18 protein-coding genes and 1 tRNA gene are annotated in these 25,433 nt (G+C 66.1%); 6 read left to right on the top strand and 13 right to left on the bottom strand.

Annotation, left to right across the window (positions count from 1 at the left end; all coding sequences use genetic code 11):
• Position 1: 1 nt before the first annotated feature.
• The 3 genes from rbbA to E7V67_008560 are packed head-to-tail and all read right to left on the bottom strand — an operon-like array spanning position 2 to position 5,224.
• On the bottom strand, positions 2–2,713 hold the full coding sequence (gene rbbA / locus E7V67_008570; protein ID WUR16247.1) for a ribosome-associated ATPase/putative transporter RbbA: 2,712 nt from the start codon (positions 2,711–2,713) through the stop codon (positions 2–4).
• A complete protein-coding gene (locus tag E7V67_008565) occupies positions 2,713–3,792 on the bottom strand; it encodes an efflux RND transporter periplasmic adaptor subunit (GenBank protein ID WUR15143.1) in 1,080 nt (359 codons plus the stop codon). Before E7V67_008565 ends, rbbA begins: the two co-directional genes overlap by 1 nt.
• Positions 3,785–5,224: an efflux transporter outer membrane subunit gene (locus E7V67_008560; GenBank protein ID WUR15142.1), complete on the bottom strand. Its 1,440-nt coding sequence runs from the start codon at positions 5,222–5,224 to the stop codon at positions 3,785–3,787. The genes E7V67_008565 and E7V67_008560 overlap by 8 nt, the downstream gene beginning before the upstream one ends.
• 538 nt (positions 5,225–5,762) lie before the next feature.
• On the opposite strand from E7V67_008560, the gene E7V67_008555 reads away from it, so the two are divergent.
• Both E7V67_008555 and E7V67_008550 read left to right on the top strand, forming a co-directional pair.
• On the top strand, positions 5,763–10,583 hold the full coding sequence (locus E7V67_008555) for an RHS repeat-associated core domain-containing protein (GenBank protein ID WUR15141.1): 4,821 nt from the start codon (positions 5,763–5,765) through the stop codon (positions 10,581–10,583).
• Positions 10,580–10,972 (top strand): hypothetical protein, encoded by a 393-nt coding sequence (locus E7V67_008550; GenBank protein WUR15140.1) that lies wholly within the window; start codon positions 10,580–10,582, stop codon positions 10,970–10,972. Before E7V67_008555 ends, E7V67_008550 begins: the two co-directional genes overlap by 4 nt.
• Before the next feature lie 539 nt (positions 10,973–11,511).
• Here E7V67_008550 and E7V67_008545 read toward each other — a convergent pair.
• The 5 genes from E7V67_008545 to E7V67_008525 form a co-directional block, all read right to left on the bottom strand.
• Positions 11,512–11,601, bottom strand: a tRNA-Ser gene (locus E7V67_008545).
• Positions 11,602–11,670: 69 nt separating this feature from the next.
• On the bottom strand, positions 11,671–12,960 hold the full coding sequence (gene serS / locus E7V67_008540; GenBank protein ID WUR15139.1) for a serine--tRNA ligase: 1,290 nt from the start codon (positions 12,958–12,960) through the stop codon (positions 11,671–11,673).
• 91 nt (positions 12,961–13,051) lie between these two features.
• Entirely contained in the window at positions 13,052–13,495 is a 444-nt protein-coding gene (locus tag E7V67_008535; GenBank protein ID WUR15138.1) for a hypothetical protein, read from the bottom strand.
• 66 nt (positions 13,496–13,561) lie between these two features.
• The gene (locus E7V67_008530) at positions 13,562–13,858 is read right to left on the bottom strand and encodes a YciI-like protein (protein ID WUR15137.1); all 297 of its coding nucleotides are present in this window, start codon (positions 13,856–13,858) and stop codon (positions 13,562–13,564) included.
• Positions 13,836–14,657 (bottom strand): alpha/beta hydrolase, encoded by an 822-nt coding sequence (locus tag E7V67_008525; GenBank protein ID WUR15136.1) that lies wholly within the window; start codon positions 14,655–14,657, stop codon positions 13,836–13,838. Before E7V67_008525 ends, E7V67_008530 begins: the two co-directional genes overlap by 23 nt.
• 119 nt (positions 14,658–14,776) lie before the next feature.
• Here E7V67_008525 and E7V67_008520 point away from each other — a divergent pair, with 119 nt between their 5' ends.
• Positions 14,777–15,616, top strand: a complete 840-nt coding sequence (locus E7V67_008520; protein WUR15135.1) for a DUF6216 family protein — start codon at positions 14,777–14,779, stop codon at positions 15,614–15,616.
• Between the two features lies 1 nt (position 15,617).
• Here E7V67_008520 and E7V67_008515 read toward each other — a convergent pair whose 3' ends face one another.
• The 3 genes from E7V67_008515 to E7V67_008505 are packed head-to-tail and all read right to left on the bottom strand — an operon-like array spanning position 15,618 to position 20,050.
• Positions 15,618–16,925, bottom strand: a complete 1,308-nt coding sequence (locus E7V67_008515) for a replication-associated recombination protein A (GenBank protein ID WUR15134.1) — start codon at positions 16,923–16,925, stop codon at positions 15,618–15,620.
• A 22-nt stretch (positions 16,926–16,947) separates the two neighbouring features.
• A complete protein-coding gene (lolA, locus tag E7V67_008510) occupies positions 16,948–17,571 on the bottom strand; it encodes an outer membrane lipoprotein chaperone LolA (GenBank protein ID WUR15133.1) in 624 nt (207 codons plus the stop codon).
• 10 nt (positions 17,572–17,581) lie between these two features.
• Entirely contained in the window at positions 17,582–20,050 is a 2,469-nt protein-coding gene (locus E7V67_008505) for a DNA translocase FtsK 4TM domain-containing protein (protein WUR15132.1), read from the bottom strand.
• 331 nt (positions 20,051–20,381) lie between these two features.
• Here E7V67_008505 and trxB point away from each other — a divergent pair, with 331 nt between their 5' ends.
• From trxB to E7V67_008490, 3 genes are all read left to right on the top strand, one after another.
• Positions 20,382–21,332, top strand: a complete 951-nt coding sequence (gene trxB / locus E7V67_008500) for a thioredoxin-disulfide reductase (GenBank protein WUR15131.1) — start codon at positions 20,382–20,384, stop codon at positions 21,330–21,332.
• Positions 21,333–21,349: 17 nt separating this feature from the next.
• Positions 21,350–22,033 carry a Smr/MutS family protein gene (locus E7V67_008495; protein ID WUR15130.1) on the top strand — a complete coding sequence of 228 codons (684 nt, stop codon included), beginning with the start codon at positions 21,350–21,352 and terminating at the stop codon, positions 22,031–22,033.
• 176 nt (positions 22,034–22,209) lie between these two features.
• On the top strand, positions 22,210–22,839 hold the full coding sequence (locus tag E7V67_008490; protein WUR15129.1) for a trimeric intracellular cation channel family protein: 630 nt from the start codon (positions 22,210–22,212) through the stop codon (positions 22,837–22,839).
• A gap of 89 nt (positions 22,840–22,928) precedes the next feature.
• Here the strand turns inward: E7V67_008490 and E7V67_008485 are convergent, their stop codons facing one another.
• On the bottom strand, positions 22,929–23,267 hold the full coding sequence (locus E7V67_008485) for a P-II family nitrogen regulator (protein WUR15128.1): 339 nt from the start codon (positions 23,265–23,267) through the stop codon (positions 22,929–22,931).
• Positions 23,268–23,294: 27 nt separating this feature from the next.
• The gene (locus E7V67_008480) at positions 23,295–25,352 is read right to left on the bottom strand and encodes an NAD(+) synthase (GenBank protein WUR15127.1); all 2,058 of its coding nucleotides are present in this window, start codon (positions 25,350–25,352) and stop codon (positions 23,295–23,297) included.
• Positions 25,353–25,433 lie beyond the last annotated feature (81 nt).

The following is a 25,433-nucleotide window of genomic DNA, read 5'->3' as shown; positions in this document are numbered from 1 at the left end:
GTCAGCGCTCCTGTTTCGGCAGCAGCGCGATGGCCAGGCCGACGATGACGGGCGCGGCGAGCGCCAGCGCGGCGAAGTCGGCCCCCAGGTCGGTCAGCCCGAGCGCCTTGCTGAACACCCCGCGGCTGATGGTGAGCATGTGCGACGCCGGGTACACGGCGCCGATCACGCGGCCGGCACCCTCCAGCGACGCGACAGGGTTGAGCAGGCCGGCAAACTGGATCGCCGGGATCATCGTGCCGATCATCGTCAGGAAGATCGCCGCGATCTGGCTGCGCGTGAAGGCCGAGGACAACAGCCCGATGCCGGTCGACGCGATCGAATACAGCAGCGCCGCCAGGCACAGCGAGGCAAAGCTGCCCCGTAGCGGCACGTCGAAGGCCGTCACCGCCAGCGCCGTCATCAGCAGGAAGTTCAGCATGGCCAGCAGCACGTAGGGGATTTGTTTCCCCAGCAGGAATTCGGCGCGCCGCGCCGGCGTCACGTACAGGTTGACGATCGAGCCCATTTCCTTCTCGCGCACCACCGCCAGGGCCGCCAGCATGGCCGGCAGCATCAGCAGCAGCAGCGGGATCACCGCCGGCACCATGGCCGGCAGGCTGCGCACGTCCGGGTTGTAGCGGAAGCGCGTCTCGATGCCGGCCGGCGCCGCCGCGCCGGCGCTGCCTTGGCGGTACTGGGCGCGCTGCTGCAGCCACTGCGCATGCATCGCCTGCACGTAAGCCTGCACGGTTTCGCCCCGCATCGGCATCGCGCCATCGATCCAGGCGCCGATCTGCACCGGCCTGCCATGCGCGACGGCACGGGCGAAGCCGGGCGGGATTTCCAGCGCCAGCGCCAGTTCGCCCGAGCGCATGCGCCGGTCCAGTTCCGCGTCGTCGGCCAGCGGCGCGCGCTCGATGAAGTAGGACGAGCCGGCCAGGTTGAGCGCGTAGTCGCGGCTCAGCGCCGTGCCGTCCCGGTCCAGCACCGCGAAGCGCAGGCTGTCCACGTCCATGCTGATGCCCACGCCGATCACGACCAGGAGGATCAGCGAGCCGCACAGCGCCAGCGTGGCCCGCACGGGATCGCGGCGCAGCTCCAGCGCCTCGCGCCACAGCCAGGCCAGCAGCCGGGAGGCGCCACCGTCGCGCCGGGGCGGCGCGGGCGGCGGGCGCAGCGCCTGCGGATCGGGCGGCGCCGTGGCGCCGCCGGCGTCGCGCAGGTAAGCGATGAAGGCTTGCTCCAGCGTGGCCGCCTGGCGCGCCTGGATCAGCTCCGCCGGCGCGCCGCTGGCCAGCAGCCGCCCCGCGTGCATCAGCGAGATGCGGTCGCAGCGCAGCGCCTCGTTCATGAAGTGGGTCGAGATGAAGATCGTCACGCCGTCGCGCCGCGCCAGCTGCAGCATCAGCTGCCAGAACGCGTCGCGGGCGACCGGATCGACGCCCGAGGTGGGCTCGTCCAGAATCAAGAGCTCGGGGCGATGGACCATTGCCACCGCCAGCGACAGGCGCTGGCGCACACCGAGCGGCAGGTGCGCCGGCAGCGTGTCCGCCACGTCGCGCAGGCCGAAGCGCTGCAGCATCTCGTCGCACCGGCCGCCGATCTCGCTCGCCGGCACGCCGAACAGGCGCGCGTGCAGCACCAGGTTCTGCAACACCGTCAGCTCGCCATACAGCGAGAAGCCCTGCGACATGTAGCCGACCCGGCGCCGCATCGCCACCGAGCCGCCCTGCGCGGGCTGGCCGAACAGCGTGGCGCTGCCCGCGCTGGCCGGCAGCAGGCCGGTCAGCATCTTCATCGTCGTGGTCTTGCCGCAGCCGTTCGAGCCCAGGAAGCCGAAGATCTCGCCGCGGCGGATGCGAAAGCTGACATCGTCGACCGCGACGAAATCGCCGAAGCGGCAGGTCAGCCCGCGTGCCTCGATCGCGACCTCTTCGCTGCCGCCGGCGCGCGCGGGCAGCGCCGGCGCCGCGTGGCCATGCCGGGCCGCCGGCAACAGCGCGACAAAGGCCTGTTCCAGGTCCGCGCTGGCGGTTGCCGCCAGCAGTTCGCGCGGGGTGCCGGTGGCCAGCACGCGCCCGCCGTCCATCGCGGCCAGCCAGTCGAAGCGGGCCGCTTCGTCCATGTAGGCCGTCGCCACCAGCACCGACAATTGCGGCCGGGTGGCGCGGATGGCGCCGATCAGGTCCCAGAACTGCGCCCGCGCCAGCGGATCGACGCCGGTCGTGGGCTCGTCCAGGATCAGCAGGTCCGGATCGTGGATCAGCGCGCAGCACAGTCCCAGCTTCTGCTTCATGCCGCCGGACAGCTTGCCGGCCGGGCGCTCGAGGAACGGCGCCAGGCCGGTCGCCTCGGTCAGCAGCGCGATGCGGCGGCGCTGCTCGGCGCCGCCATGGCCGAACAGGCGGGCGAAGAACACCAGGTTCTCGCGTACCGACAAGGTCGGGTACAGGTTGCGCCCCAGCCCTTGCGGCATGTAGGCGATGCGCGGGCACACGGCGGCGCGGTGGCGCCGCTGCGCCATGTCGCCGCCCAGTACTTGCACCCGCCCCTGCACGATGCGGCGCGCGCCGGCCAGCACGGCGAGCAGGCTCGATTTGCCGACGCCGTCCGGGCCGATAATGCCCGCCAGGATCCCCGCCGGCAGCGCCAGGCTGACATCGTCGAGCGCGGCGATGCCGCGGTAGCGCAGCGTCAGGCCGGCGACCGTCGCGACCGCGGGGGCCTCCATCACAGCGCCCGCCGCGACGTCAGCGTGGCCGGCCATGGCTGCGCCGGATCGGTGCGCAACCACGCCACCCCCGGCACGCCCGTCTTCACTTGAGACAGGTGACGCTCCAGCAGGGCACGGTCGATCTGCGCCTTGACGCGGAACATCAGCTTCTGCCGTTCGCTGGCCGTCTCCACCGTCTTCGGTGTGAACTGCGCCGTGCTGGCCACGAACGACACCCGGGCCGGGATCACGATGCCGGGCGCCGCGTCGATGACGATGCGGACCTCGCTGCCCAGGGCAATGCGCCCGGCCGCCGTCTCGGGCACGAAGAAGGTCATGTAGACGTCGCGCAGGTCGACCAGGTTCAGCACCTTGCCGCCGCTGCCCAGCACTTCGCCCGGCTGGGCGACCCGGTACTGCACCCGGCCCGCGCGCGGCGCCAGCAGCGTGGCATCGGCGAGATCGGCCTCGATGCGCGCCGTGGTGGCCTCGGCCGCCAGCACCGCCGAACGGGCCCCCACGAGTTGGGCCCGGGCCGCGGCAATGGCCGCCACGGCGGCCCGTTCCTGCGCCTGCGCCGCCGCCAGCGCGGCCTGCACGCCGCGCACGCGAGCGCGGTCGTCGTCCATCTCCTGGGCCGACGCGGCGCCGTCGGCGGACAGCGTCGTCGAGCGGCGCAGGCGCCGTCCCGCCGCATCCAGCTCGCTTTCGCGCTGCGCCACGACCGCGGCGGCGGCGGCACGGTCGCTTTCGCGCACGGCCAGCTGGGCGGCGGCACCCGCCACCGCGTCGCGCGCCTGCTGGGCGCGTGCCGCGGCTTCGTCGCGCTGGGCGACCAGCGCCTGCGTGTCCATGCGTGCCAAGGGCTGGCCCGCCTGCACGAACTCGCCCTCGTCGACCAGGATGTCGGCCACGCGGCCCGGCAGCTTGGTCGCGACGTCGATCTCGGTCGCCTCGATGCGGCCATTGCCGCTGATGAAGCCCGGGCCCGGCGTCGCCGCCGTGCCGAGCCGGTGCCAGCCCCACGCGAGTCCGGCGCCGCCGGCCAGCAGCACGGCGGCGATGACGAGCCAGCGTGTCAAGGTTTTCTTATCCATGATCCGGTCCTGGTTGATTGCATGCGCCGGCCGCCGCGTCGCTGCCGCCGCCCAGCGCGAGGAACAGCGCGACCTGGGCCGACAGCAGCGCGCGCCGGACCTGCACCTGCTGCTGCTCCGCCTGCAGCAGGTCGCGCTGCGCGTCGAGCACGTCGAGATAGGTGGTGGCGCCGTTGTCGTAACGCAGCCGGGCCAGGCGCTCGCGCTCGCGCTGCGCGCCGAGCGCGCGTTCGCCGGTGCGCACCTGGGCGGCCAGGTAGTGGCGCGACGCCAGCGCATCGGCCACTTCACGCAATGCGGTGCGTACGGTCTTGTCGTAGGTCGCCAAGGCGGCCTCGGTGCGCGCCTCGGCGGCGCGCAGGTTGGCGCGGTTGCGGCCGAAGTCGAGCAGCGGCTGCGCCAGCGCCGGCGCCACCGTCCAGGCCTTGCTGCCGGCCTCGAACAGGCCGGCCAGTTCGGCGCTGGCGCTGCCCAGGCTGCCGGTCAGCGTGATGCGCGGCAGGAAGGCGGCACGGGCCGCGTCGACCTGGTAGCGCAATGACTGCAGCTGGCGCTCCGCGGCCGCCACGTCCGGGCGCGCCAGCAGCACGTGGGCCGGCAGTCCGGGCGCGAGCGGCGCCAGGATCAGCAGGTCGTCGAAGCGCCCGTTTTCCGGCGGCGGCTCGCCGCCGCCGGCTGTCAGCACGTCGAGCGCATGGGCCTGCAGCGCGCGCTGCTGATGCAGTTGCGCCAGCAGCGACTCGGCCTGCGTCTGCAGCGTTTCCACCTGCGCCAGGTCGAGCCGCGCGGTGGCCCCCTCCTCGACCCGGCGGCGGAAAATCCGCAAGGAATCGTTGCGGCTGGCCAGCGTGCGTTCGGCCAGCACGATGCGCTCGTCCAGTTCGCGCAGCGCCAGGTAACGCTCGGCGATCTGGCCGACCAGCGCCAGCGCCACCGCGCGCCGGGCCGCTTCGCTGCCGAGCCAGGCCTGCGCGGCGGCTTCGTCCAGTGCGCCCAGGCGGCCCCACAAGTCCGCTTCCCAGCTGACCGACACGCCGGCCTGGTACTGGGAGCTCAGCAGCTCGCGACCGGTCGGGCTGAGGTCGTGCGGCAGCTTGCCGCGCTGGCCCTGTGCACCAATGCCGACGGCGGGAAACAGGTTCGCGTGCTGCAGGCCGGCCAGCGCGGCCGCTTCGCGCACCCTTGCCGCCGCGATGCGCGCATCGCTGCCGCAGGCCAGGCCGCGCGCGATCAGGGCTTGCAGTGGCGGGTCGGCGAAATAATCACGCCAGCCCAGCGTACTTGCGCTGGCGCCGGCGCTGTCGGCTGGGGCGTCGGCCGGCCAGCCCGCCGGCACGGGCTCGGGGATGACTGGCTGGCGCGGGCCGGCACATCCTGCCAGCGCGGCGGCCAGCAGGAATGCGGCGGGTCGGGTAGCGGGGTGACGGTGCATTGGCTGGGGCTGGACGGTTGTGCGGCGCAACATGCGGGCGCAGGGCTACTATAGGCGGCGCGGTCCGGCGGGGACAATGATCGTGATCAAGTGGAAAGAGACGGGCGGTGTGTCGGGGTTGCAGCAGGCGGAGCGCGGGAGTGCCGGGGCGGGTACCGAGATCGGTGCCTGTCCGTTGGGCTTCGCATGCGCGGCCTGGCGGCGAGCGTTGCCGCGCCTGCGTGCGCCGCACGCCGCGAGGGAACTCGACCGGAACGGTGGTAGCGGAGGGGAGCTGTCGCGTCAAATCTCGGCTGTATTTGCCTTGCCGCTTTGCATTCGCGGATAGGTGCTCGCGCTGCAAGCGTCGTGGCCGTTAAGCCGCGATCTGTTTGACCTTGACCAATGGGACGGCAATCTTCCGTTGCGAGCCTGGCAAACGGCCTAGGATACATACGGAAGGGGTCGCCCCACCGCCTCCGAGTCGGCGCACTTGCATCAGCGAACCCAGGGTTATTCCCGCGCGTTCGCGCCTGTAAATCACATTGCATACTGTTTCATGTCCGAACCCACGCATAAACTTGGCGAGCGCCCGCCCGAGGTCGCCGTCGCGCCGCTCAACACGATTGAGCAGCAAGACGTCGGCGCTTCTGCCGCCGCCTTCGATAAATGGCTGCGCAAGATCAGCCACGACTACGTCACGCTGGAGCGCCTGAGCACCGTGGCCGGCAGCCTGCCGGTCATCGGCAACATCATGGCGCTGATCGACGCCATCATGGACGTGGTCGGCGTAATCCAGAAATACATCGCCAAGAAGGAAGTCGATCTTCTGCAATGGGTCAGCCTGGGCATCAACCTGATCGGCGTGGTGCCGCTGCCGGCATCGAGCGCGGCGCGCATGAGCCTGCGCCCTGCCCTGCATTTGGCGCGGCAGAAGCTGGCGAGCGCCAAGGATATCGGCGCGACGGTGGTCGAGGTGCTGGTCGTGCACCTCAATGCCCGGCTGGCCGGCGAGCTCGAAACTTTCATTGACGGCGCGACGAGCAGGCTGTCCGGCATCCTGGACGAATGCGCCAAGGTGGCCGACGGCATCGTCGACGACCTGGTCAAGATCCTCAAGCGCTGCATCGGCAAGGAACCGCTGTTCGATTTGGCGCCGCCGGCGCAGGCGGAGACCAAGCTGCACGACCCCAAGGTGCAAAGCAGTTGGCGCCGCATGCTGGGCGCCATCGACCGGCAGTACAAGCGGGCCGCGAACTACGCCGCCGCCACGGTGGCGCGCCAGCTGCCGGAAAGCGCCGTAGCTGGCGTCACAGCGATCATCACGCACCTGACCAATTTCAAGCCGGCGTTTCGCGGCAAGCTGGTCGCCCTGGCCGACGAGCAGGCGCAAATGAGCATCAAGTGGATCCTGATGCGCCTGCGCGACGCCGTCGTCAAGCACAAGAAGGACTATGCGGTGCTGATGCCATCCCCCAAGGGCGCCCGGCACAAGAAGGACAATCCCGGCCACGAGCTGGGTGCTTCCAGCCATCAAAGCCCCGCTACCGGCGACGCCAACAACTGCAAGCTGTGCCCGGCCAAGGCCGCCACCGCCCACTCGATCAGCTTCGCCACCGGCGCTGAAACGTTCACCCATACCGACTTCGTCCTCGATGCCCCGCTGGCGATCGAATGGAGCCGCACCTACCGCAGCCAGCTGATCGCCTACGACCGCGGCAACCTCGGCGCACGCTGGCTGACACCGTACAGCACGCGTATCGACGTGGTCGGTCAGGGCAAGCCGACTGCCCTGCTCTACCACGCCGCCGACGGCCGCAGCCACCGCTACCCATGGCTGGCCGTCGGCCAGAAGCACCACGATCCGGTCGAGCAGATCACGCTGACGCGCTTAAGCATCACCTTGTTGACACTCGACTTCGGCAAGCCGCTGCCGGAAGGCGCACCCAGTCCCTGGCGCGAAACCTACGAGCTGACCGACACGGTGCGCGCCAAAGTGACCGAGATGGGCAAGCAGCACTTCCGCCTGATCGCCATTCACGCCAAGGACGGCGCCGCCCTCGGCCTGCGCTACGACCACGTGGGCAATGGCGAGGCGGTGCTGAGCGACATCATCAGCAAGCAAGGCGACACCATCGTCGCCCACGCCGGTACGCAGGTCGACGCCGCAACCGGCCACATTGTCGCGCTGTGGGAAATCAAGGATGGACAATTGGTGCGCCAACTGTCCGCCTACGATTACGACGAGCACGGCGACCTGATCTACGCCCAGGACGAAAACGCGGCTGCCTGGCACTACCAGTACGACCGCCACCTTGTCACCCGCTACACCGACCGCACCGGGCGCGGCATCAACCTCGCCTACGACACCAGCATCGACAGCGGCGCGAATGCGAAAGCGATTCGCGAGTGGGCCGACGACGGCAGCCACGACACCCGTCTCGAATGGGACAAGAACATCCGCCTGACCTACGTCACTGACGCGCTCGGCCAGGAAACGCGCTATTACTACGACATCGCCGGCTACACCTACCGCACCATCTACCCAGACGGGCTGGAAGAATGGTTCTACCGCGACAACGCAAAGAACGTCATCCGCCACATCCACACCGACGGCAACAGCGAGCATTTCCGTTACGACGATCAGGGCAACCTGCTCACGCACACGCGCGCCGACGGCAGCCAGGTGCACTTCGAATACGACGCCCAGCACCGCATCACCAGCATCCTCGATCCCGAAGGCGGCACCTGGAAGCGCGACTACGATGCGCAAGGCCACCTGGTCGAGGAAATCGACCCGCTCGGCAACAAGACGCAATACGCCTACGACAAGGCCGGCCGCCCCGTCGAAGTCACCGATGCCAAGGGCGGGGTCAAAAAGCTCGCCTATACACCGGACGGCCAGCTCGCCAGCTACACGGACTGCTCCGGCCACAGCACCCAGTGGCAATACGACGAGCGCAAGCGCCTCATCAAAAGCTTCGATGCCGCCGGCAACATCACGCGCTATCGCTACACACCAGTCAGCGCCGAAACGCTGACGCTGGCACTCAGCGAAGAAACCGGCAATCACCCCGGCCAGCTGGAAGCCGTGATCCACCCCGACGGCAGCGAAGAGCAACTGCGCCACGACGCCGAAGGCCGGCTGCTGGCGCACATCGACGCCCTGCAACGCATGACCGCCTACTGCTACACGGCGGCCGGCCTGATCGCGCAGCGCACCGACGCGCTGGGCCACAGCCTGCGCTACCGCTGGGACGCACTGGGCCGCCTGTCCACGCTGGAAAACGAGAACGGCAGCGTCTACCGCTTCCAGTACGACCCGGTCGGCCGCCTGCTGCAGGAACAAGGGTTCGATGGCAAGACCACCGAGTACCGCTACCACGAAGGTACCGGCGTGCTGGCGGAGACGGTCGAGGCAGGCGTGACCACACGCCTCGAGTTCGATGCCATGGGCCGGCTCATGCAGCGCCGTGCTGCCGCCCCTGGCCAGCCCGAGCAAATCGAAACCTTCGCCTATTACGCCAGCGGCCAGTTGGCCGACGCAAGGAACGAACACGCCCGGCTGCAATGGTTCTACGACCCCGCTGGCAACCTGGTGCGCGAACACCAGCATTACCACTGTCCATTCCATCCAGACAAACGCACGGCAGTCTGGCACCACCGCTACGACGAGCTGAACCAGCGCATCGGCACGACCCGTCCCGACGGCCACCGCATCGACTGGCTGACCTACGGCTCCGGCCACGTGCACGGCTTGCTGCTCGACGGGCAAGAAGTCGTGTCCTTCGAGCGCGACGCGCTGTACCAGGAAACCAGCCGCACCCAGGCCAACGGCCTGTTGCAAACGATGAAGTACGATCCAGTCGGACGGCTGATCGAACAGCAACTGGGCCGGAAGAACCTGGAGTTCCGCCCTGACCAATATCGTCCTGACGCGCAGGTCGGCATGCAAGCGGCAATTCAGCGGCGTTACCGCTACGACCGCTCCGGCCAACTGACAAGCATCGACGACACCCGGCGCGGGCATATCGAATACCGCTACGATCCGATCGGCCGGCTGCTGGCGGCAACCAGCGCGATGGGCCACGAAACCTTCGCATTCGACCCGGCTGGCAATATCCAGGTGCCCAATACCGCGCAACAGCACCAGAGCATTGCCACCCGCGTCCCGCTGCCAAAGGTGCTGGACAACCTTCTGAAGGAATACGCCGGCACCAGCTACCGTTACGATGATCGCGGCAACCTCATCGAACGCCTGCGGAATGGGCAGCGTGACACGTTCGAATGGGATGCTTTCAATCGAATGACGCGTGCGACAACCCGTTACGGCAACACCACATTTGCCTACGATCCGCTGGGCCGACGTATCGCCAAGCACAGCTTGGCGATAGAAGGCAAGACACTGAGGACAACGATCCAGACCATATACTGCTGGGATGGCGACAGGCTGGCGTTGGAGAGCAGCGTGCATCAGGGCTATGCGCCTGCCGAACGCACAATGCACTATATGTACGAGCGTGGCAGCTTCGTGCCGCTAATACAGGCCTCGCGAAGCCAGGCGCTACGACTGGCACCTACTAGCGATGTGAAGGCACTAATAGCAGCCAACTACGGCAGGTATGAAATCGCGCTCGATCCATTATGGAACGGAGAGCACGAGCAAGAAGCCGAGCCCTTTGGTAAGGATGAGATCGCCTTTTATCAGTGCGACCAGTTGGGTGCCCCACAGGAATTGACGGATCATGAGGGCAGGATTGCGTGGTCGGCGCAGTACAAGGCGTGGGGGCATGCGAAGCAGGCGATCAGCGAAACAGCCAAGAGGGTCGGGATGCGAAATCCGATACGCTTCCCAGGACAGTACTATGATGATGAGACGGGACTTCATTACAACAGATATCGGTACTACGATCCCTACTCTGGGAGGTATTATGCACAAGATCCGGTTGGTTTGGCCGGCGGAACCAATGTCTATCGGTACACGATCAATCCTGTAAGCTGGATCGATCCGCTTGGCCTCTCCTCTTGTGCGCACTTGTACCGTGGGGTTAGTGCAAAGCACCCTGCGCTTGAGGACGCGAAGCTCGGGATTGTTAAGCCGGCAAACCCCACTGCAAAGATATCTCCAGAGCAGCATGCACAGGGCGGCCTTACAGGTCATAGCCAATACGTTTCCTGGACGCCTGACAGAGAAATAGCTCTGCAGCATGCGAACAAGGATGGTGCTGGAGGTGTTTTATTAAGCGTTCCAGTAGGCCCACCCGGCCCAAACGATACATGGACCTGGGGCTGGACGCACATCAACGAGTGGGGTGAGCGAGAAATGCTTCAGGAAGGAACGAGAACTGGCGTGACTGTTTCCCGTGAGGGATGTAAATGAAAAATATCCTTACCTATCTGAGGGAGCTGCTCGACCACGTGAGCGCTCAGTGGGCAGAAGATTTGCGCCTTGTATTATGTTCAGCCGAGGCGACAGGGACCACGGTTCATGCTCAACACTGCACAGTCCAGTTCGCCTTAAACCAGGCGTTAAGACGCCTGGAAACATCGCGTGCGCTAGCAAAGATTACGTTCGGCATCGAGGGCTTAATAGAGGAGCTGCGTCACCTGGATAATGATGTGACGTTGGACTATTACGTTATATCCACTCCGAGCCACCTGGGCACCTGCTATGTGCTGAGTGACAGGCTGCTTGGATGTGAGTTCGTGATGAAGTCCGGTACGGAGTCACGGCGGGGACTATGGATCGACAGCAAGCCCATTACTTGATTTGCTTTAAACGAGAAACTGAGCCTGTCAGATTTTCTGTATGGAACGGGTCACTGAACGCTTTGGAGCGTTTCGACAATCTGGTTGACTGACTAATGACAATACTATGACAATGCTATCAGGCTGGCTGGACACGCTCGAATGGTATCATCTAGACAAGCCCGATGCATTCGAATCTCACGTCTGGGGCGACCACAAATGAAAAGTCCACAGGAGGCGCGTCACCAAGTCACTTGCGCGCCTCGCGCGTGCGAGAGCCTTGCGCTCCGCGCTCGTATATCTCGACGATAGAAACGCACACGTCCTAACATATGAAAAAAAAACGGCATCCCGCAGGGGATGCCGTTGCCATGGCGGAGACTGAAAGAAAAAGTGAAGGTGTGGAGCGCGCGCCTCGGCGCGCGGCGCTGGCGCGAAGCGCCAGCAGATGGGCGATTCGGAGAGCCCCCGCGCCGGTAGGCGCAGGGTCTTCGAATCCCACCCTTCCGTCCGAACAAATAAAAACGGCGTCCCGCAGGGGACGCCGTTTTTATTTGTTCTGGCGGAGAGGGTGGGATTCGAACCCACGGATGGGTTGCCCCATCGCTTGATTTCGAGTCAAGTACATTCGACCACTCTGCCACCTCTCCTTTCTCACATTGCTGCGAGAAGGCAAGATTATAGCAGCCCTTCAGCAAATGTGAAGGGCTTTTTTTTCCTTACGCCTTCAACTGCGTCAGGCCGCCCATGTACGGCTGCAGTACCGCCGGGATCGCCACGCTGCCGTCGGCCTGCTGGTAGTTCTCCAGAATCGCCACCAGGGTGCGCCCCACCGCCAGGCCGGAGCCGTTCAGCGTGTGCACCAGTTCCGGCTTGCCTTGCGCATTGCGGAAACGTGCCTGCATGCGGCGCGCCTGGAACGCTTCGCAGTTCGACAGCGACGAAATCTCGCGGTAGGTGTTCTGCGCCGGCAGCCACACTTCCAGGTCGTAGGTCTTGGCCGCGCCGAAGCCCATGTCGCCCGTGCACAGCGACATCACCCGATACGGCAGGCCCAGTTGCTGCAGGATCGTCTCGGCGTGGCCGACCATTTCCTCCAGTGCTTCGTACGACTTCTCCGGATGGACCACCTGGACCAGCTCGACCTTGTCGAACTGGTGCTGGCGGATCATGCCGCGCGTGTCGCGGCCGTAGCTGCCCGCTTCCGAACGGAAGCATGGCGTGTGCGCCGTCATCTTCAGCGGCAGCGCGTCCAGGGCCACGATCTCGTCGCGCACCGTGTTCGTCAGCGTTACTTCCGACGTCGGAATCAGGTAGAAGTTCTCGCCCTCGCCTTCGGCGCCGCCCTTCTTCACCGAGAACAGGTCCGCTTCGAACTTGGGCAGCTGGCCGGTGCCCAGCAGCGAGTCGGCGTTGACCATGTACGGCGTGTAGCACTCCGTGTAGCCATGCTTGTCGGTGTGCGTGTCGAGCATGAACTGCGCCAGCGCGCGGTGCAGGCGGGCGATGCCGCCCTTCATGACGGCGAAGCGCGAGCCCGTCAGCTTGGTCGCCGTGTCGAAGTCCAGCCCCAGCGGGGTGCCGACGTCGACGTGGTCCTTCACCTCGAACTCGAACGCGCGCGGCGTGCCGACCTTGCGCACCTCGACGTTGCCGCTTTCGTCCGTCCCTGCCGGCACCGACTCGTGCGGCAGGTTCGGCACCGCCTGCATGAAGGCGCTCATCTTTTCCTGCACGGCCGACAGTGCGGTCTCGTTGGCTTTCAGCTCGTCGCCCAGGCCCGCCACTTCCGCCATCACGGCCGTCGTGTCTTCCCCTTTGCCCTTGAGCATGCCGATCTGCTTGGACAGCGAATTGCGCTTGCCCTGCAGTTCCTCGGTGCGCGTCTGGATCGCCTTGCGCTCCGATTCCAGTGCGTTGAAGGCGGCCACGTCGAGCTGGAACTTGCGCGTCGCCAGCCGGGCGGCGACGGTGTCGATATCTTTGCGGAGCAGTTGGATGTCTATCATGGGAATTGCCGGGAATGTCGAAACCGCAATTGTACCAAGACGACGCCTACTCCTCCCGGGTTTTGCGAGGGCACCCGGGCGCCCCGGCCCATCAGATCAGGGCGGCTTTCTCGGCGGCGGTCAGGCGCTTCGCGGCGATCGTCACGACGGGCATCGGCGCATCGCCCTGCACGCTCACGACGGGGTCCGCGGCCACCGTCAGCGGCTTCGTCTCGGTGGTGGCGAATGTCACGGACAGCGCAACGGCGGCGGCGACGACGAAGATGGCTTCCATGTGTTTCAGTGCGTTCATGATGCTCTCCTTCAGGTCAGTGGTGACAACGTGTTCTGCGATGGTTGTACTGTACCTAAAGGGCATATACGCAGCCATCGGGTTCCGACGGAGCGCACGAAACGCGGAATGAACTGCAAAAAAGCGGTAGCGAAGGCGCTGCCGCCAGGGTGCCTCGACGGCGGCGGCGCTGTCGAGCAGGCGCATGGCGGCCAGCCCCAGCTCGGGCCAGCCGTAATTGCCCGCCGTGACGACGGCCTTCATGGCGGGCGCCGGCACGATGAGCAGCCGCTGGCCGCCGAAGGCGACGCGCGGCTGCGGCGGCGTACCTCAGCGCACCGGATTGGCGGCCTGCTCGCCCACCACGGTATGCCACTTGCGCACCGTCCAGCGCTTGACGAGGCCGTGCTGCACATAGGGATCGGCCAGCGCGAAGGCCTCGACGATGGCCGGATCGGCCGTCGTGAAGATGAGCAGCGCCATGTCGATGGGATCGCCGGCCGCGCCGGCCAGCAGCAGCTCGCCGCGCTCGACGGCGTCCCACGCCAGTTTCAGGTGCTCCGCGCGGTACTGCTCGCGGCGCTGCAGGTAATCGTCGGCCAGTTCATAGGACAGCAGGTGATGCATTTTTTTCCTCGTTCGATTGGTGGGACAAGAGCCAGCGCAGCACGAGCGTGTTGAACTCGTCGGGCCGGCGCAGCATGGGCCAGTGGTCGGTATCCATCGCCACGGCCTTGCTGCCCGGTCGCGCGTCCAGCGAAGCTGCCCACTGCGGCGAGTGGAACATGAACGGCTTGCGCGTGCCATAGATAAACAGCATCGGGCAGTCGGGGCGGAAGGTCCTGACGGCCTTGTACTTGCCCGTCCAGGTGGAATAGTAGGGATAGTTCTTCGCCACCGTGATCTGCTCCGGCGGCGTGGGCACGCCCATCTGGCGCGACAACCAGCGCGACATGTTCTCGCCGACGCCGCCGCCGATGCGCCACGCGGCCGCCAGCCACAGCTGGTAGCCGACAATGCCCAGCAGCGCTGGAATCGTGGTGGCCTTCTTGAAGTCGCGCGAGCCGGCGTCACCGATATCGACACCGACGACACGCGACACGCGCTCCGGGTGGCGCATCGCGAAGTGGTAGCCGAACAGGCAGCCCCAGTCGTGCACCAGCAGGATCACGGGCTTGTCGGGACTGACCTCGCGCACGACCGCCTCGCACAGGCCGATCAGGGCGTCCAGCGAATGCTCGACATTGGCGGCCCCGGGCTCGAAGCCGGGCCAGGTGAAGCGCACGCAGCGGAAGTGCGGCTTGAACGCCTCGACCTGCTTCTCCCACAGCGCGCGGCTGTCGGGCCAGCCGTGCAGCATCAGGATCGTTTCGCTGCCGTTGCCTTCGATTAGGACTTCTGTGCCGTTGATGGTTTTGACTTGCACTTGGGCCCCTTTCGTTTGATTGATATCAAAAGGACTATAACACCGTGGACGCACCGGGAACCATCGACGAGCTAACGGATCTGATGCTCATACCGCCAACATCGACTCGAAAGGCACGCATGGATTCTCAATCAACGATAGCCGGCATCTTCGGCTACCTGGCCAGCTGGGGCATCGGCCTGCCCGTGCTGGCGCTCGCCCTCACGGCGCTCGTCATTTGGCGTCGCACGGGCTCCAGCCACATCCTGTTGACCAGGCTATGGCGATTTTTCCACGGCAAAGCCGACTGCAAAGTACCGGCGATCGGAGACTTTTTGGATGAACAGACCGCCATTCATCAATTCCGCTTCACGACCGGCATACAGATTCGTAATGTTCAACAAGCCCGGCGGCTGGCGTCCTTGTTCCGTGCGGACAGTGAAATGCTGAACAGGATTGCCGCGGCCGGCCCGCACTTCGATCTCGATGCCATGCAGCTACGCCCGCAGGATCGGCTGCCGCGGCTGTTCGGCATGGTCTGTGCCAGTCTGGGGTATGCGCTAGCTGTCTGGTCGCTCGTGGCCGTGCTCGTCGCCCTAACGGTCGATCGCGCCTTCCTGCGGATCACGGCCACGGGAACCTGGCTGACACTCGACACGAACTATGCCAAACCGATGTCCGACAGCAAGGGATTCCGGCTCGACGCGTGCAAGCCGGCGTCGCTTCCGCCGGACACGGGCGGCTTCTCTTCCGAAGACGCTGCAGCGATCTGCCAGGCGTTCGGGGCACCCGAGAACGCCCCCTTCATCCGCACGTCGATCCAGGAACAGCGCTGGATGTTGGGCATACTGTCCGTACTGCTGGTGTATCTGATTGCCGAGCTGCACCGCTGGCTGGCCTGCGCCAAGGGGGCGCGAGCGCTGAGGCGACAGCTGGGCACAAGGCCGCGCGATTCGCCGTCCACGGCCGCGGAGGAATGAACTAGTCCTCCCCAGCCGCCCGATCCAACTCCCGCAACCAAGCCAGCTTATCCGCAATCTTGGCCTCCATCCCACGCGGTACCGGCCGGTACCAGCGCGGCTCGGGCATGCCATCGGGCAGGTAGGTCTCGCCGGCAGCATAGGCGTTGGGCTCGTCGTGCGCGTAACGGTATTCGTGCCCATAGCCCAGCTCCTTCATCAGCTTGGTGGGCGCGTTGCGCAAGTGAACCGGCACCTCGCGCGATTTGTCCTTCTTGACGTGCGCCATCGCGGCATTGAAGGCGTTGTAGCCGGCATTGCTTTTCGGTGCGATGGCAAGATAGACGACGGCCTGGCCCAGCGCCAGCTCGCCCTCGGGCGAACCGAGGCGCTCGTAGGTCTCGGCGGCGTCGTTGACCATGGTCAGCGCGCGCGGGTCCGCCAGGCCGATGTCCTCCCACGCCATGCGGATGATGCGGCGGGCCAGGTAGCGCGGGTCGGCGCCGCCGTCGATCATGCGGCAGAACCAGTACAGCGCGGCGTCCGGGTGCGAGCCGCGCACCGACTTGTGCAGCGCCGAGATCTGGTCGTAGAAATTGTCGCCGCCCTTGTCGAAGCGGCGCGCGTTCAGGGTCATCGCGTTTTCGACGAACCTGGCGTCGATCTTCGTCGTGCCGGAAGAGCGGGCGGCCGTGTCGGCCTGCTCCAGCAGGTTCAGGAAGCGGCGTGCGTCGCCGTCGGCGAAGCCGACCAGCGTGTCGATGGCGACTTCGTCGAACTGCAAATGCGACAGCACGGCCTTCTGCGCCTTGGCCAGCAACTGGCGCATCTCGGCGTCCGTCAGGGATTTGAGCACATAGACCTGGGCGCGCGACAGCAATGCGGAGTTGACCTCGAAGCTGGGATTTTCCGTGGTGGCGCCGATGAAGGTGACGAGACCCGATTCGACGAACGGCAGCAGCGCGTCCTGCTGCGCCTTGTTGAAGCGGTGGATCTCGTCGACGAACAGGATCGTGTGGCGGCCGTACTGGTCCAGGTTCTGCTGCGCCTGTTCCATCGCGGCGCGGATGTCCTTGACGCCCGCGAACACGGCCGAGAGCGCGATGAACGCGGCATCGAAGGCGTTGGCGGTCAAGCGTGCCAGGGTGGTCTTGCCGACGCCGGGCGGGCCCCACAGGATCATCGAGTGGGGCGTGCCGGACTGGAAGGCCAGGCGCAGCGGCTTGCCCTCGCCCAGCAGGTGGCCCTGGCCGATCACTTCGTCCAGCGTTTTCGGGCGCAGGGCCTCGGCCAGCGGCTGGCGCGGTTCGGCGGAGAACAAGTCGGCCATAGGGCGGCTTACCTTCCCGGGCTTACTGGTTGACGACGTCCGCGCCCTTCGGCATCGCGAACTTGAACGACGTGGCGCTCAATGCCGGGTTCTTCTCGAACTTCTTGAACGCCAGCACGGAGGTCTGGCCGAAGTTGTCGCGCAGCTCCATCGCTTCCGGCTGGCCGTTCTTCAGGCCGATCGTGATCTGCTCGAAGCTGGTGTCCTTGGCTTTCGGCGTCGCTTTGAGCCATTCCAGGCCGTCGCGCGTGCCGGCTTCGGCCAGGGTGAAGTTCTTCTCCAGGTCGTTGCTGCCGAACAGGATCGCGGCTGGCGACGAGCCCAGCGCGTCGCCCAGCTTCTTCACGGTGACCTGGTTCAGGTCCTTGTCGTAGATGTAGAGCTGCTCGCCGTCGGCCTGCAGCAGCTGCTCGTACGGCTTCTGGTACTGCCAGATGAACTTGCCGGGGCGGGCGAACACGAAGGTGCCGGTGGACGGCGCCGAGGTTTTCTTGGCGCCGTCGACGTTCTTGGTCAGCGTCTGGGTGAATTCGCCGCGCGCGGCCTTGGTCGAGCCGACGAAGGTCTTGAACTGCTCCAGCGCGCTGGCGTGGACGTTGGCGGCGCACAGCATGGTGGCCGCGATGGCAAAGCTAATACGATGCATCCTGTTTTCCTTATTCCGCGGAGGCGGCCGGGACGAGGATGTCCCGGTTGCCGTTCGATTGCATGGCCGAGACCACGCCGCTCTGTTCCATTTGTTCCAAGAGGCGCGCCGCGCGGTTGTAGCCGATGCGCAGGTGGCGCTGCACCAGCGAGATCGACGCCCGGCGGTTCTTCAGCACCACCTGCACGGCCTGGTCGTACATCGGGTCGGCCTCGCCGCCGCCCTCGCCCGCCGCGGCACCCTCGCCGCCACCGCTGCCATCCTCCAGCGTGCCGCCCTCGAGGATGCCGTCGATGTAGTTCGGCTCGCCCTGCAGCTTCAGGTGGGCCACGACGCGGTGCACCTCGTCGTCCGACACGAACGCGCCGTGCACGCGGATCGGCAGGCCGGTCCCGGGCGGCATGTACAGCATGTCGCCCATGCCCAGCAGCGTTTCCGCGCCCATCTGGTCCAGGATCGTGCGCGAGTCGATCTTCGAGGACACCTGGAACGCGATGCGCGTCGGGATATTGGCCTTGATCAGCCCCGTGATCACGTCCACAGATGGGCGCTGCGTGGCCAGAATCAAGTGCAGGCCTGCTGCGCGCGCTTTTTGTGCGATCCTGGCGATCAGTTCCTCGACCTTCTTACCGACGACCATCATCAGGTCGGCCAGTTCGTCGATGATGATGACGATGGTCGGCAGCTTCTCCAGCGGCTCCGGCGAATCGGGCGTGATCGAGAACGGATTCGGGATGTGCTCCTCGCGCTTGGCCGCCTCGGCGATCTTGGCGTTGTAGCCGGCCAGGTTACGCACGCCCAGCTTGGACATCAGCTTGTAGCGCCGCTCCATCTCGTTGACGGCCCAGTTCAACGCATGGCCGGCCTGGCGCATGTCCGTGACGACGGGCGCCAGCAGGTGCGGAATGCCCTCGTAGACGGACATCTCCAGCATCTTCGGGTCGATCAGGATCATGCGCACGTCCTGCGGGTCGGACTTGTACAACAGCGACAGGATCGTCGCGTTGATGCCGACCGATTTACCCGAGCCGGTGGTGCCGGCCACCAGCAGGTGCGGCATCTTGGCCAGGTCGGCCACGACAGGCTTGCCGGCAATGTCCTTGCCCAGCGCGACGGTCAGCGCCGAGGCATTGTCGGCGTACACCTTGGAGCCGACGATTTCGGACAGGCGCACGATCTGGCGCTTGGCGTTCGGCAGCTCCAGCGCCATGTAGTTCTTGCCGGGGATGGTCTCGACGACGCGGATCGACGTCAGCGACAGCGAGCGGGCCAGGTCGCGCGCCAGGTTGACGATCTGGCTGCCTTTCACGCCCGTCGCCGGCTCGATCTCGTAGCGCGTAACGACGGGACCGGGATACGCCGCGACGACCTTGGCCTCGACGCCGAAGTCGGACAGCTTCTTCTCGATCAGGCGGCTGGTGAATTCCAGCGTCTCGACGGCCACGGTCTCCTGCGCCAGCGGCGCCTCGTCCAGCAGCGCCAGCGGCGGCATATCGGTGTTTTCCAGCTCGCCGAACAATGGCGCCTGCTTTTCCTTCTCCGCACGCTCCGAGCGCGGGATCGACACCATCGGCGGCTCGACGCGAATGATCGGCGCCGGCGTGGGCGCGGCGGTCATCGGCTCGCCCACGGGCTCGATCTTGCCGTTGCCCTTGTCCTCGCCCTTGACGGCCTTGACAGCCTTGGCGGCCAGCTTCTGCAGCAGTTCCGGATGCCGCTCGACATGCTTCTCGCGCTCCTTGACGACGACCTCCTCGCGCTTGACGGTGGCGGCCATCCCTTGGCGGCGGTCCTCGCGATCCTGGTAGCGCAGGATGACCCACTCGATCGACAGCTCGATCGCCTCGCCGATGCGCTCGGCCACGGCCATCCACGACACATGGAAGAACAGCGAGAAGCCGATGCCGAACAACAGCAGCAGCATCAAGGTGCCGCCGGTGGAACCCAGGCCGACCTGGGCGGCGTTGCCCAACAACTGGCCCAGCACGCCGCCGGGCGTGCGCGGCAGCTCCACGTGCAGGGAGCGCATGCGCAGGTATTCCAGGCCCATGCTGCCGATCAGCAGCAGCACGAAGCCGATCAGGCGGATCATGCCTTCATGGCTGTGCTCCGGATCCTCGTCCGCCGGTTGCTCCAGCAGGAAGGTGCGGGTCAGGCGGCGGTAGCCGCGCCACACGTAGCGCACCAGGTACAGGCACCACCACCAGGCCGAGAAGCCGAAGATGTACAGCATCAGGTCGGAGATCCACGCCCCCGCGCGGCCGCCCAGGTTCGATACCTTCGGCACCAGGCTGGCATGCGACCAGCCCGGATCGACCTTGTGATAGCTCGCCATGATCAGGATGAAATACAGGCAGAGCGCCGCCAGCGCGAACCAGCGCGCCTCGGACAGCAGCCGCACCAGCCGGTTAGGCAGCGGCTGGCGTTCGGTGGCCGTGCGCGTGTAACTGTTGCCAGTCGATTGACTCGTTTTGCTCATGTTGTGTTGCTTCGGGTATTGCGCGCAGGTGATTATTTCTATTGCGCATATTCTAAGGCATCCACGGGGCGGCCGGCCTTTCTGTTCGCGGCAATTGCGCGCTTTTTGCGCTGGATTCGGCTCATCTTGCGTCCTCGGCTGTTAAACATGTGCGCTCCGGATGTAAAACCGGCAATAACGCCTCCGGAACGGTGGCAGGACGGGCGACGCGGCATTCACTTATAATCCCGTTTTGCCTGCCGTGAACGCCCAGCCCGCGCCGCCGTGCGCTCTTGTGCCCCACAGCAATGCCCCAATATCCGTCGTATCCCATTTCGCGAGAACAAGCTCCATGACCACTACCAAACACGCCCGCGTATTGATTCTTGGCTCCGGCCCAGCCGGCTACAGTGCCGCCGTCTATGCCGCGCGCGCCAACCTGAAGCCGATGCTGATCACGGGCGTCGAACAGGGCGGCCAGCTGATGACCACGACGGACGTCGAGAACTGGCCGGGCGACCCGCTGGGCGTGCAAGGTCCGGAGCTGATGCAGCGCCTGCTGCAGCACGCGGAACGCTTCAATACCGAGATCGTGTTCGACCACATTCACACGACCAAGCTGTCGGAAAAACCGTTCCGCCTGATCGGCGACGCCGGCGAATACACCTGCGACGCGCTGATCATCGCCACCGGTGCGTCGGCGCAGTACCTGGGCCTGCCGTCGGAAGAGGAATTCATGGGCCGCGGCGTGTCCGCCTGCGCCACCTGCGACGGCTTCTTCTACCGCGGCCAGGAAGTGGCCGTGATCGGCGGCGGCAATACCGCCGTCGAGGAAGCGCTGTACCTGTCGAACATCGCCAGCAAGGTCACGCTGATCCACCGCCGCGACAAGTTCCGCGCCGAGCCGATCCTGGTGGACCGCCTGATGACGAAGGTCGCCGAAGGCAAGATCGAGCTGAAGCTGAACAACAACCTGCACGAAGTCAATGGCGACACCAGCGGCGTGACGGGCCTGACCCTGAAGTCGAACGACGGCGAGCTGTCGACGATCTCGGTGCACGGCCTGTTCGTGGCGATCGGCCACAAGCCGAACACGGGCATCTTCGAAGGCCAGCTGGAAATGCACAACGGCTACCTGAAGACGCGCGCCGGCACCGAAGGCATGGCCACGGCCACCTCGATTCCGGGCGTGTTCGCCGCCGGCGACGTGCAGGACCACGTCTACCGCCAGGCCATCACCAGCGCCGGCACGGGCTGCATGGCCGCGCTGGACGCCCAGCGCTACCTGGAAGCGCAAGAGTAAAAGCAGCTGGAGGCACGATGGCGGGACTGAAAAGCTTTGCGGACCTGAAGGGGCTCGGCAAGCAGCTGAAGGAAGACAGCGAGGCGCGCGCGGCCGCCGAGGCCGAACGCATCCGGCGCGAAAAGGAACAACAGGCCGAGGCCAACGTGTTCCGTGGCAGCCTGGGCGGCGTGAAGAAGCTCCCCGAGTCGAACCGCTACGTGCCGCAGGCGCCCAAGCCGATCGCCGCCGCGGCGGCACCGAAGCGCAAGCTGACGGCCGCCGAGCAGAAGGACGACGACGCGGCCGTGCTGCGCGAGGCCATGCTGTCCGACCTGTTCGAGGTCGACCATTACATGGAGGAAGACCCGGCGCTGAACTACCTGGCGCCCGGGGTCGGCAACGACGTGATGAAGCGGCTGCGCAAGGGCTACTGGCCCGTGCAGGACGAGCTGGACCTGCACGGCCTGCGCCGCGACGAGGCGCGCAACGCCATCGGCGCCTTCCTGATGCGCTCGAACCGGCGCGGCCACCGCTGCGTCTGCGTCATCCACGGCCGCGGCTTCGGCTCGAAAGGCCAGGAGCCGGTGCTGAAATCGATGGTGCACAGCTGGCTGGTGCAGACCGACGGCGTGATCGCCTTCAGCCAGGCGCGTGCGTCCGAGGGCGGCGAAGGCGCCCTGATCGTGCTGCTGCGCGCGGCGCTGCGGCCGGAACGCTAGAAGCCGACTCCCCCCAGGACCGAAGTCTGGGGCCGGACCCAACGGGTCTGACCCTGGCCTCTGCTTTTGGGTGTAAGGAAATTGGGGACAGACCCCATTTTTCAGGCAATAGTTCCCCTTTGCGCGCGGCGCAGCACATGTTAACCTGTGGGAACTACCCACTTACCGCGCGCCGCATGAAAATCGTTCCCCACGTCTCCCTCGTCACCGTCATCGAAGTGGTGGCCATCATGGTCGGGGCGTTTTCCGGGTTCGTCGAGGCGCGGCGCAAGCGCATGGACATCGTCGGCGTCATCATCGTCGCCTTCATCGCGGCGTTCGGCGGCGGCACCCTGCGCGACATCCTGCTCGACAAGCGCCCGCTGTTCTGGGTCGAGCACCAGGAATACACGATTCTCTTGTTCGTGCTGGCCCTGACGGTGGCACCGTTCATGAAGCACCTGCGCCATATCGTGTCGGAGCGGCTGATCGTCGTGGCCGATGCCGTCGGCCTGGGGCTGTTCGCCGTGGCCGGCGTGTCGCAGGCGCAGGCGGCGGGCATGCCCGTATTCATCGCGGCGATGATGGGCGTGATCACGGGGATCTTCGGCGGCGTGCTGCGCGACATCGTCTGCAACGAGGTGCCGATGGTGTTCCGCGACGGCAAACCCTACGCGATCTGCGCGTTCGCCGGCTGCTGGATGTACATCACGCTGCAGCACGTGGACATTCCGAACGACTTCGCCCTGTGGCTCAGCGCCGCGACGATCTCGATGCTGCGCCTCTTGACGTGGAAATTCGACATGCGCATCGGCCGGCCCTCTTGAGCCCTCGCCTGGACGGCAATCCAGAGGGCTGGAGTCAGACCCGACGGGTCTGACCCCGGTCTTCGGCGGCAGTCACGGACCGCACCAGGTTACACGGCATCCGGCCCCGTCTCGCCGGTACGGATGCGCACCACCTGCTCGACGTTCTGCACGAAGATCTTGCCGTCGCCGATCTTGCCGGTGCGGGCGGCCTTGATGATGGCGTCCACCACCTGCTCGGCCACGCCATCGTCCACCACCACTTCCACCTTCACCTTCGGCAGAAAGTCGACGACGTATTCGGCGCCGCGGTACAGCTCCGTGTGGCCCTTCTGGCGGCCGAAGCCCTTCACTTCCGTGACGGTCAGGCCGGTGACGTTGACCTCGGCCAGTGCCTCGCGTACCTCGTCGAGCTTGAAGGGCTTGATCACGGCGGTAATCTGTTTCATGGCATTCTCCTTATCGATAATGGGTGTTCAGGCGTCCGGCACCGTCTTCAGGTTGTCCAGCCAGACCACGGCCTCCGAGTCGCTCGGCGCGCGCCAGTCGCCGCGCGGCGACAGCGAACCGCCCGAGCCGACCTTCGGTGCGTTCGGCACGCAGGTGCGCTTGAACTGGCTGGTCTGGAAGAAGCGGCGCAGGAAGATGCCGAGGTTGTGCTTGATGTCCTTCAGCGCGTATTCGTTGCGCGCCACGTGTTCTTCTTCCGGCCACGCGCCAGCCGTGCGGTCCTTCCACGCGTGGTGCGCGAGGAACGCGATCTTGGTTGGCGCGAAACCGAAACGCAGCGTGTAGTACAGGTTGAAGTCCTGCAGCTCGTAGGGGCCGATGACGCTTTGCGTGCTTTGCGCCGGTGCCTTGTCGTCGTTGGCCTTGCCCGGCACCAGTTCCGGGCTGATCTCGGTGTTGACCACGTCCAGCAACACCTGCGAGTCCTCGTCGCCGAACTGGTGGCTCTCGGCCACCCAGCGCACCAGGTGCGAGATCAGTGTCTTCGGCACGCTGGCGTTGACGTTGTAGTGCGACATATGGTCGCCCACCCCGTACGTGCACCAGCCCAGCGCCAGCTCGGACAGGTCGCCGGTGCCGATCACGATGCCGTTGTGGTGGTTCGCCAGCCGGAACAGGTGGCTGGTGCGCTCGCCCGCCTGCACGTTCTCGAACGTGACGTCGTATTCCTCTTTCCCTTCCGCGTAAGGGTGGCCGATGTCCTGCAGCATCTGGATGCAGCTGGGGCGGATGTCGATCTCCGCAGCCGTGCAGCCGACGAAGGCCATCAGCCGGCGCGCCTGCTCCAGGGTGCGCGTGCTGGTGGCGAAGCCCGGCATCGTGTAGGCCAGGATGTTCGTGCGCGGCAGGTTGAGGCGATCGAGCGCCTTGGCGCACACCAGCAGCGCATGGGTCGAATCGAGGCCGCCGGAGATGCCGATGACCACCTTTTGCATGCCGCTGGCGGACAGCCGCTGCACCAGCGCCTGCACCTGGATGTTGTAGACCTCCATGCAGCGCTTGTCGCGCAGCTGCGGATTGGCCGGCACGTACGGGTAGCGCGCCACGTTGCGCTGCAGCGGCAGCACGTCGCGCAGGGGCAGCTCCAGCGCGAAGCTGACAGTGCGGAAGCCGGCGACCTGCCCGGCGTGGCGCCGCATCGACTGGCCGAAGGTATTGGTGCGCATGCGGTCGCGCGACAGCCGCTCCAGGTCCACGTCGCCGTAGATGATGTGCGACTCGTCCTGGAAGCGCTCCGCTTCCGCCAGCAACTCGCCGTTCTCGTAGATCAGGGCTTGGCCGTCCCAGGCCAGGTCGGTGGAGGATTCGCCCCGCCCCGCCGACGAGTACAGGTAGGCCGCCATGCAGCGGCCCGACTGCTGACCCACCAGCTGGTGGCGATAGTCCGACTTGCCCACCACGATGTTCGACGCCGACAGGTTGACCAGCACCGTCGCGCCGGCCAATGCCGCGTACGACGACGGCGGAACCGGCACCCACAGGTCCTCGCAGGTCTCCACATGGAACTTCATCAACGGCAGGTTCGCCACCTGGAACAGCTGGTTGGCGCCAAAGGGCACGCGCTGGCCCAGCAGCTCGATCTCGCTCGAGATGGCGTCGTCGGCGCTGCTGAACTGGCGCGCCTCGTAGAACTCGTTGTAGTTCGGCAGGTAGATCTTCGGCACGGCGCCCTGCACGCGCCCGCCCGCGACCACCACGGCGCAGTTGAACAGCCGGTGATCCACCATCAAAGGCAGGCCGACGACCAGCGCGGCCGGGATGCGGATCGACGCTTCCACCACCTTGGCCAGCGCGGCCTTGGCGCTGTCCAGCAGTGCACGCTGGTGGAACAGGTCGTCGCAGGTGTAGGCGGACAGGCCCAGCTCGGGAAACGCCACCAGCAGCGCGCCCTTGGCGGCGGCCTGCTCGGCCAGCAGGATCGTCTGCTCGGCGTTGTAGAGCGGGTCGGCCACGCGGCAGCGCGGCACGGCCACTGCCACGCGGACGAAGTCGTGGGAATACAGGTTGTGGAATGGTTGCGGCATGGGAGACGAGCTAGTTCGACGTGAATGGCGAAGATTTTAACATTGACCATCCGGCACCGCTGCCGCCGACGGCGCGGCGCG

This window comes from [Empedobacter] haloabium (assembly GCA_008011715.2).
Classification (GTDB): domain Bacteria; phylum Pseudomonadota; class Gammaproteobacteria; order Burkholderiales; family Burkholderiaceae_D; genus Rugamonas; species Rugamonas haloabia.
This window is presented reverse-complemented; position numbering and strand designations above follow the sequence as displayed.

Coding starts and splice junctions, on each gene's coding strand:
- rbbA (WUR16247.1), bottom strand. CDS start 2,713: ATGGAGGCCCCCGCGGTCGCGACGGTCGCCGGCCTGACGCTGCGCTAC.
- E7V67_008565 (WUR15143.1), bottom strand. CDS start 3,792: ATGGATAAGAAAACCTTGACACGCTGGCTCGTCATCGCCGCCGTGCTG.
- E7V67_008560 (WUR15142.1), bottom strand. CDS start 5,224: ATGCACCGTCACCCCGCTACCCGACCCGCCGCATTCCTGCTGGCCGCC.
- E7V67_008555 (WUR15141.1), top strand. CDS start 5,763: ATGTCCGAACCCACGCATAAACTTGGCGAGCGCCCGCCCGAGGTCGCC.
- E7V67_008550 (WUR15140.1), top strand. CDS start 10,580: ATGAAAAATATCCTTACCTATCTGAGGGAGCTGCTCGACCACGTGAGC.
- serS (WUR15139.1), bottom strand. CDS start 12,960: ATGATAGACATCCAACTGCTCCGCAAAGATATCGACACCGTCGCCGCC.
- E7V67_008535 (WUR15138.1), bottom strand. CDS start 13,495: ATGAAGGCCGTCGTCACGGCGGGCAATTACGGCTGGCCCGAGCTGGGG.
- E7V67_008530 (WUR15137.1), bottom strand. CDS start 13,858: ATGCATCACCTGCTGTCCTATGAACTGGCCGACGATTACCTGCAGCGC.
- E7V67_008520 (WUR15135.1), top strand. CDS start 14,777: ATGGATTCTCAATCAACGATAGCCGGCATCTTCGGCTACCTGGCCAGC.
- E7V67_008515 (WUR15134.1), bottom strand. CDS start 16,925: ATGGCCGACTTGTTCTCCGCCGAACCGCGCCAGCCGCTGGCCGAGGCC.
- lolA (WUR15133.1), bottom strand. CDS start 17,571: ATGCATCGTATTAGCTTTGCCATCGCGGCCACCATGCTGTGCGCCGCC.
- E7V67_008505 (WUR15132.1), bottom strand. CDS start 20,050: ATGAGCAAAACGAGTCAATCGACTGGCAACAGTTACACGCGCACGGCC.
- trxB (WUR15131.1), top strand. CDS start 20,382: ATGACCACTACCAAACACGCCCGCGTATTGATTCTTGGCTCCGGCCCA.
- E7V67_008495 (WUR15130.1), top strand. CDS start 21,350: ATGGCGGGACTGAAAAGCTTTGCGGACCTGAAGGGGCTCGGCAAGCAG.
- E7V67_008490 (WUR15129.1), top strand. CDS start 22,210: ATGAAAATCGTTCCCCACGTCTCCCTCGTCACCGTCATCGAAGTGGTG.
- E7V67_008485 (WUR15128.1), bottom strand. CDS start 23,267: ATGAAACAGATTACCGCCGTGATCAAGCCCTTCAAGCTCGACGAGGTA.
- E7V67_008480 (WUR15127.1), bottom strand. CDS start 25,352: ATGCCGCAACCATTCCACAACCTGTATTCCCACGACTTCGTCCGCGTG.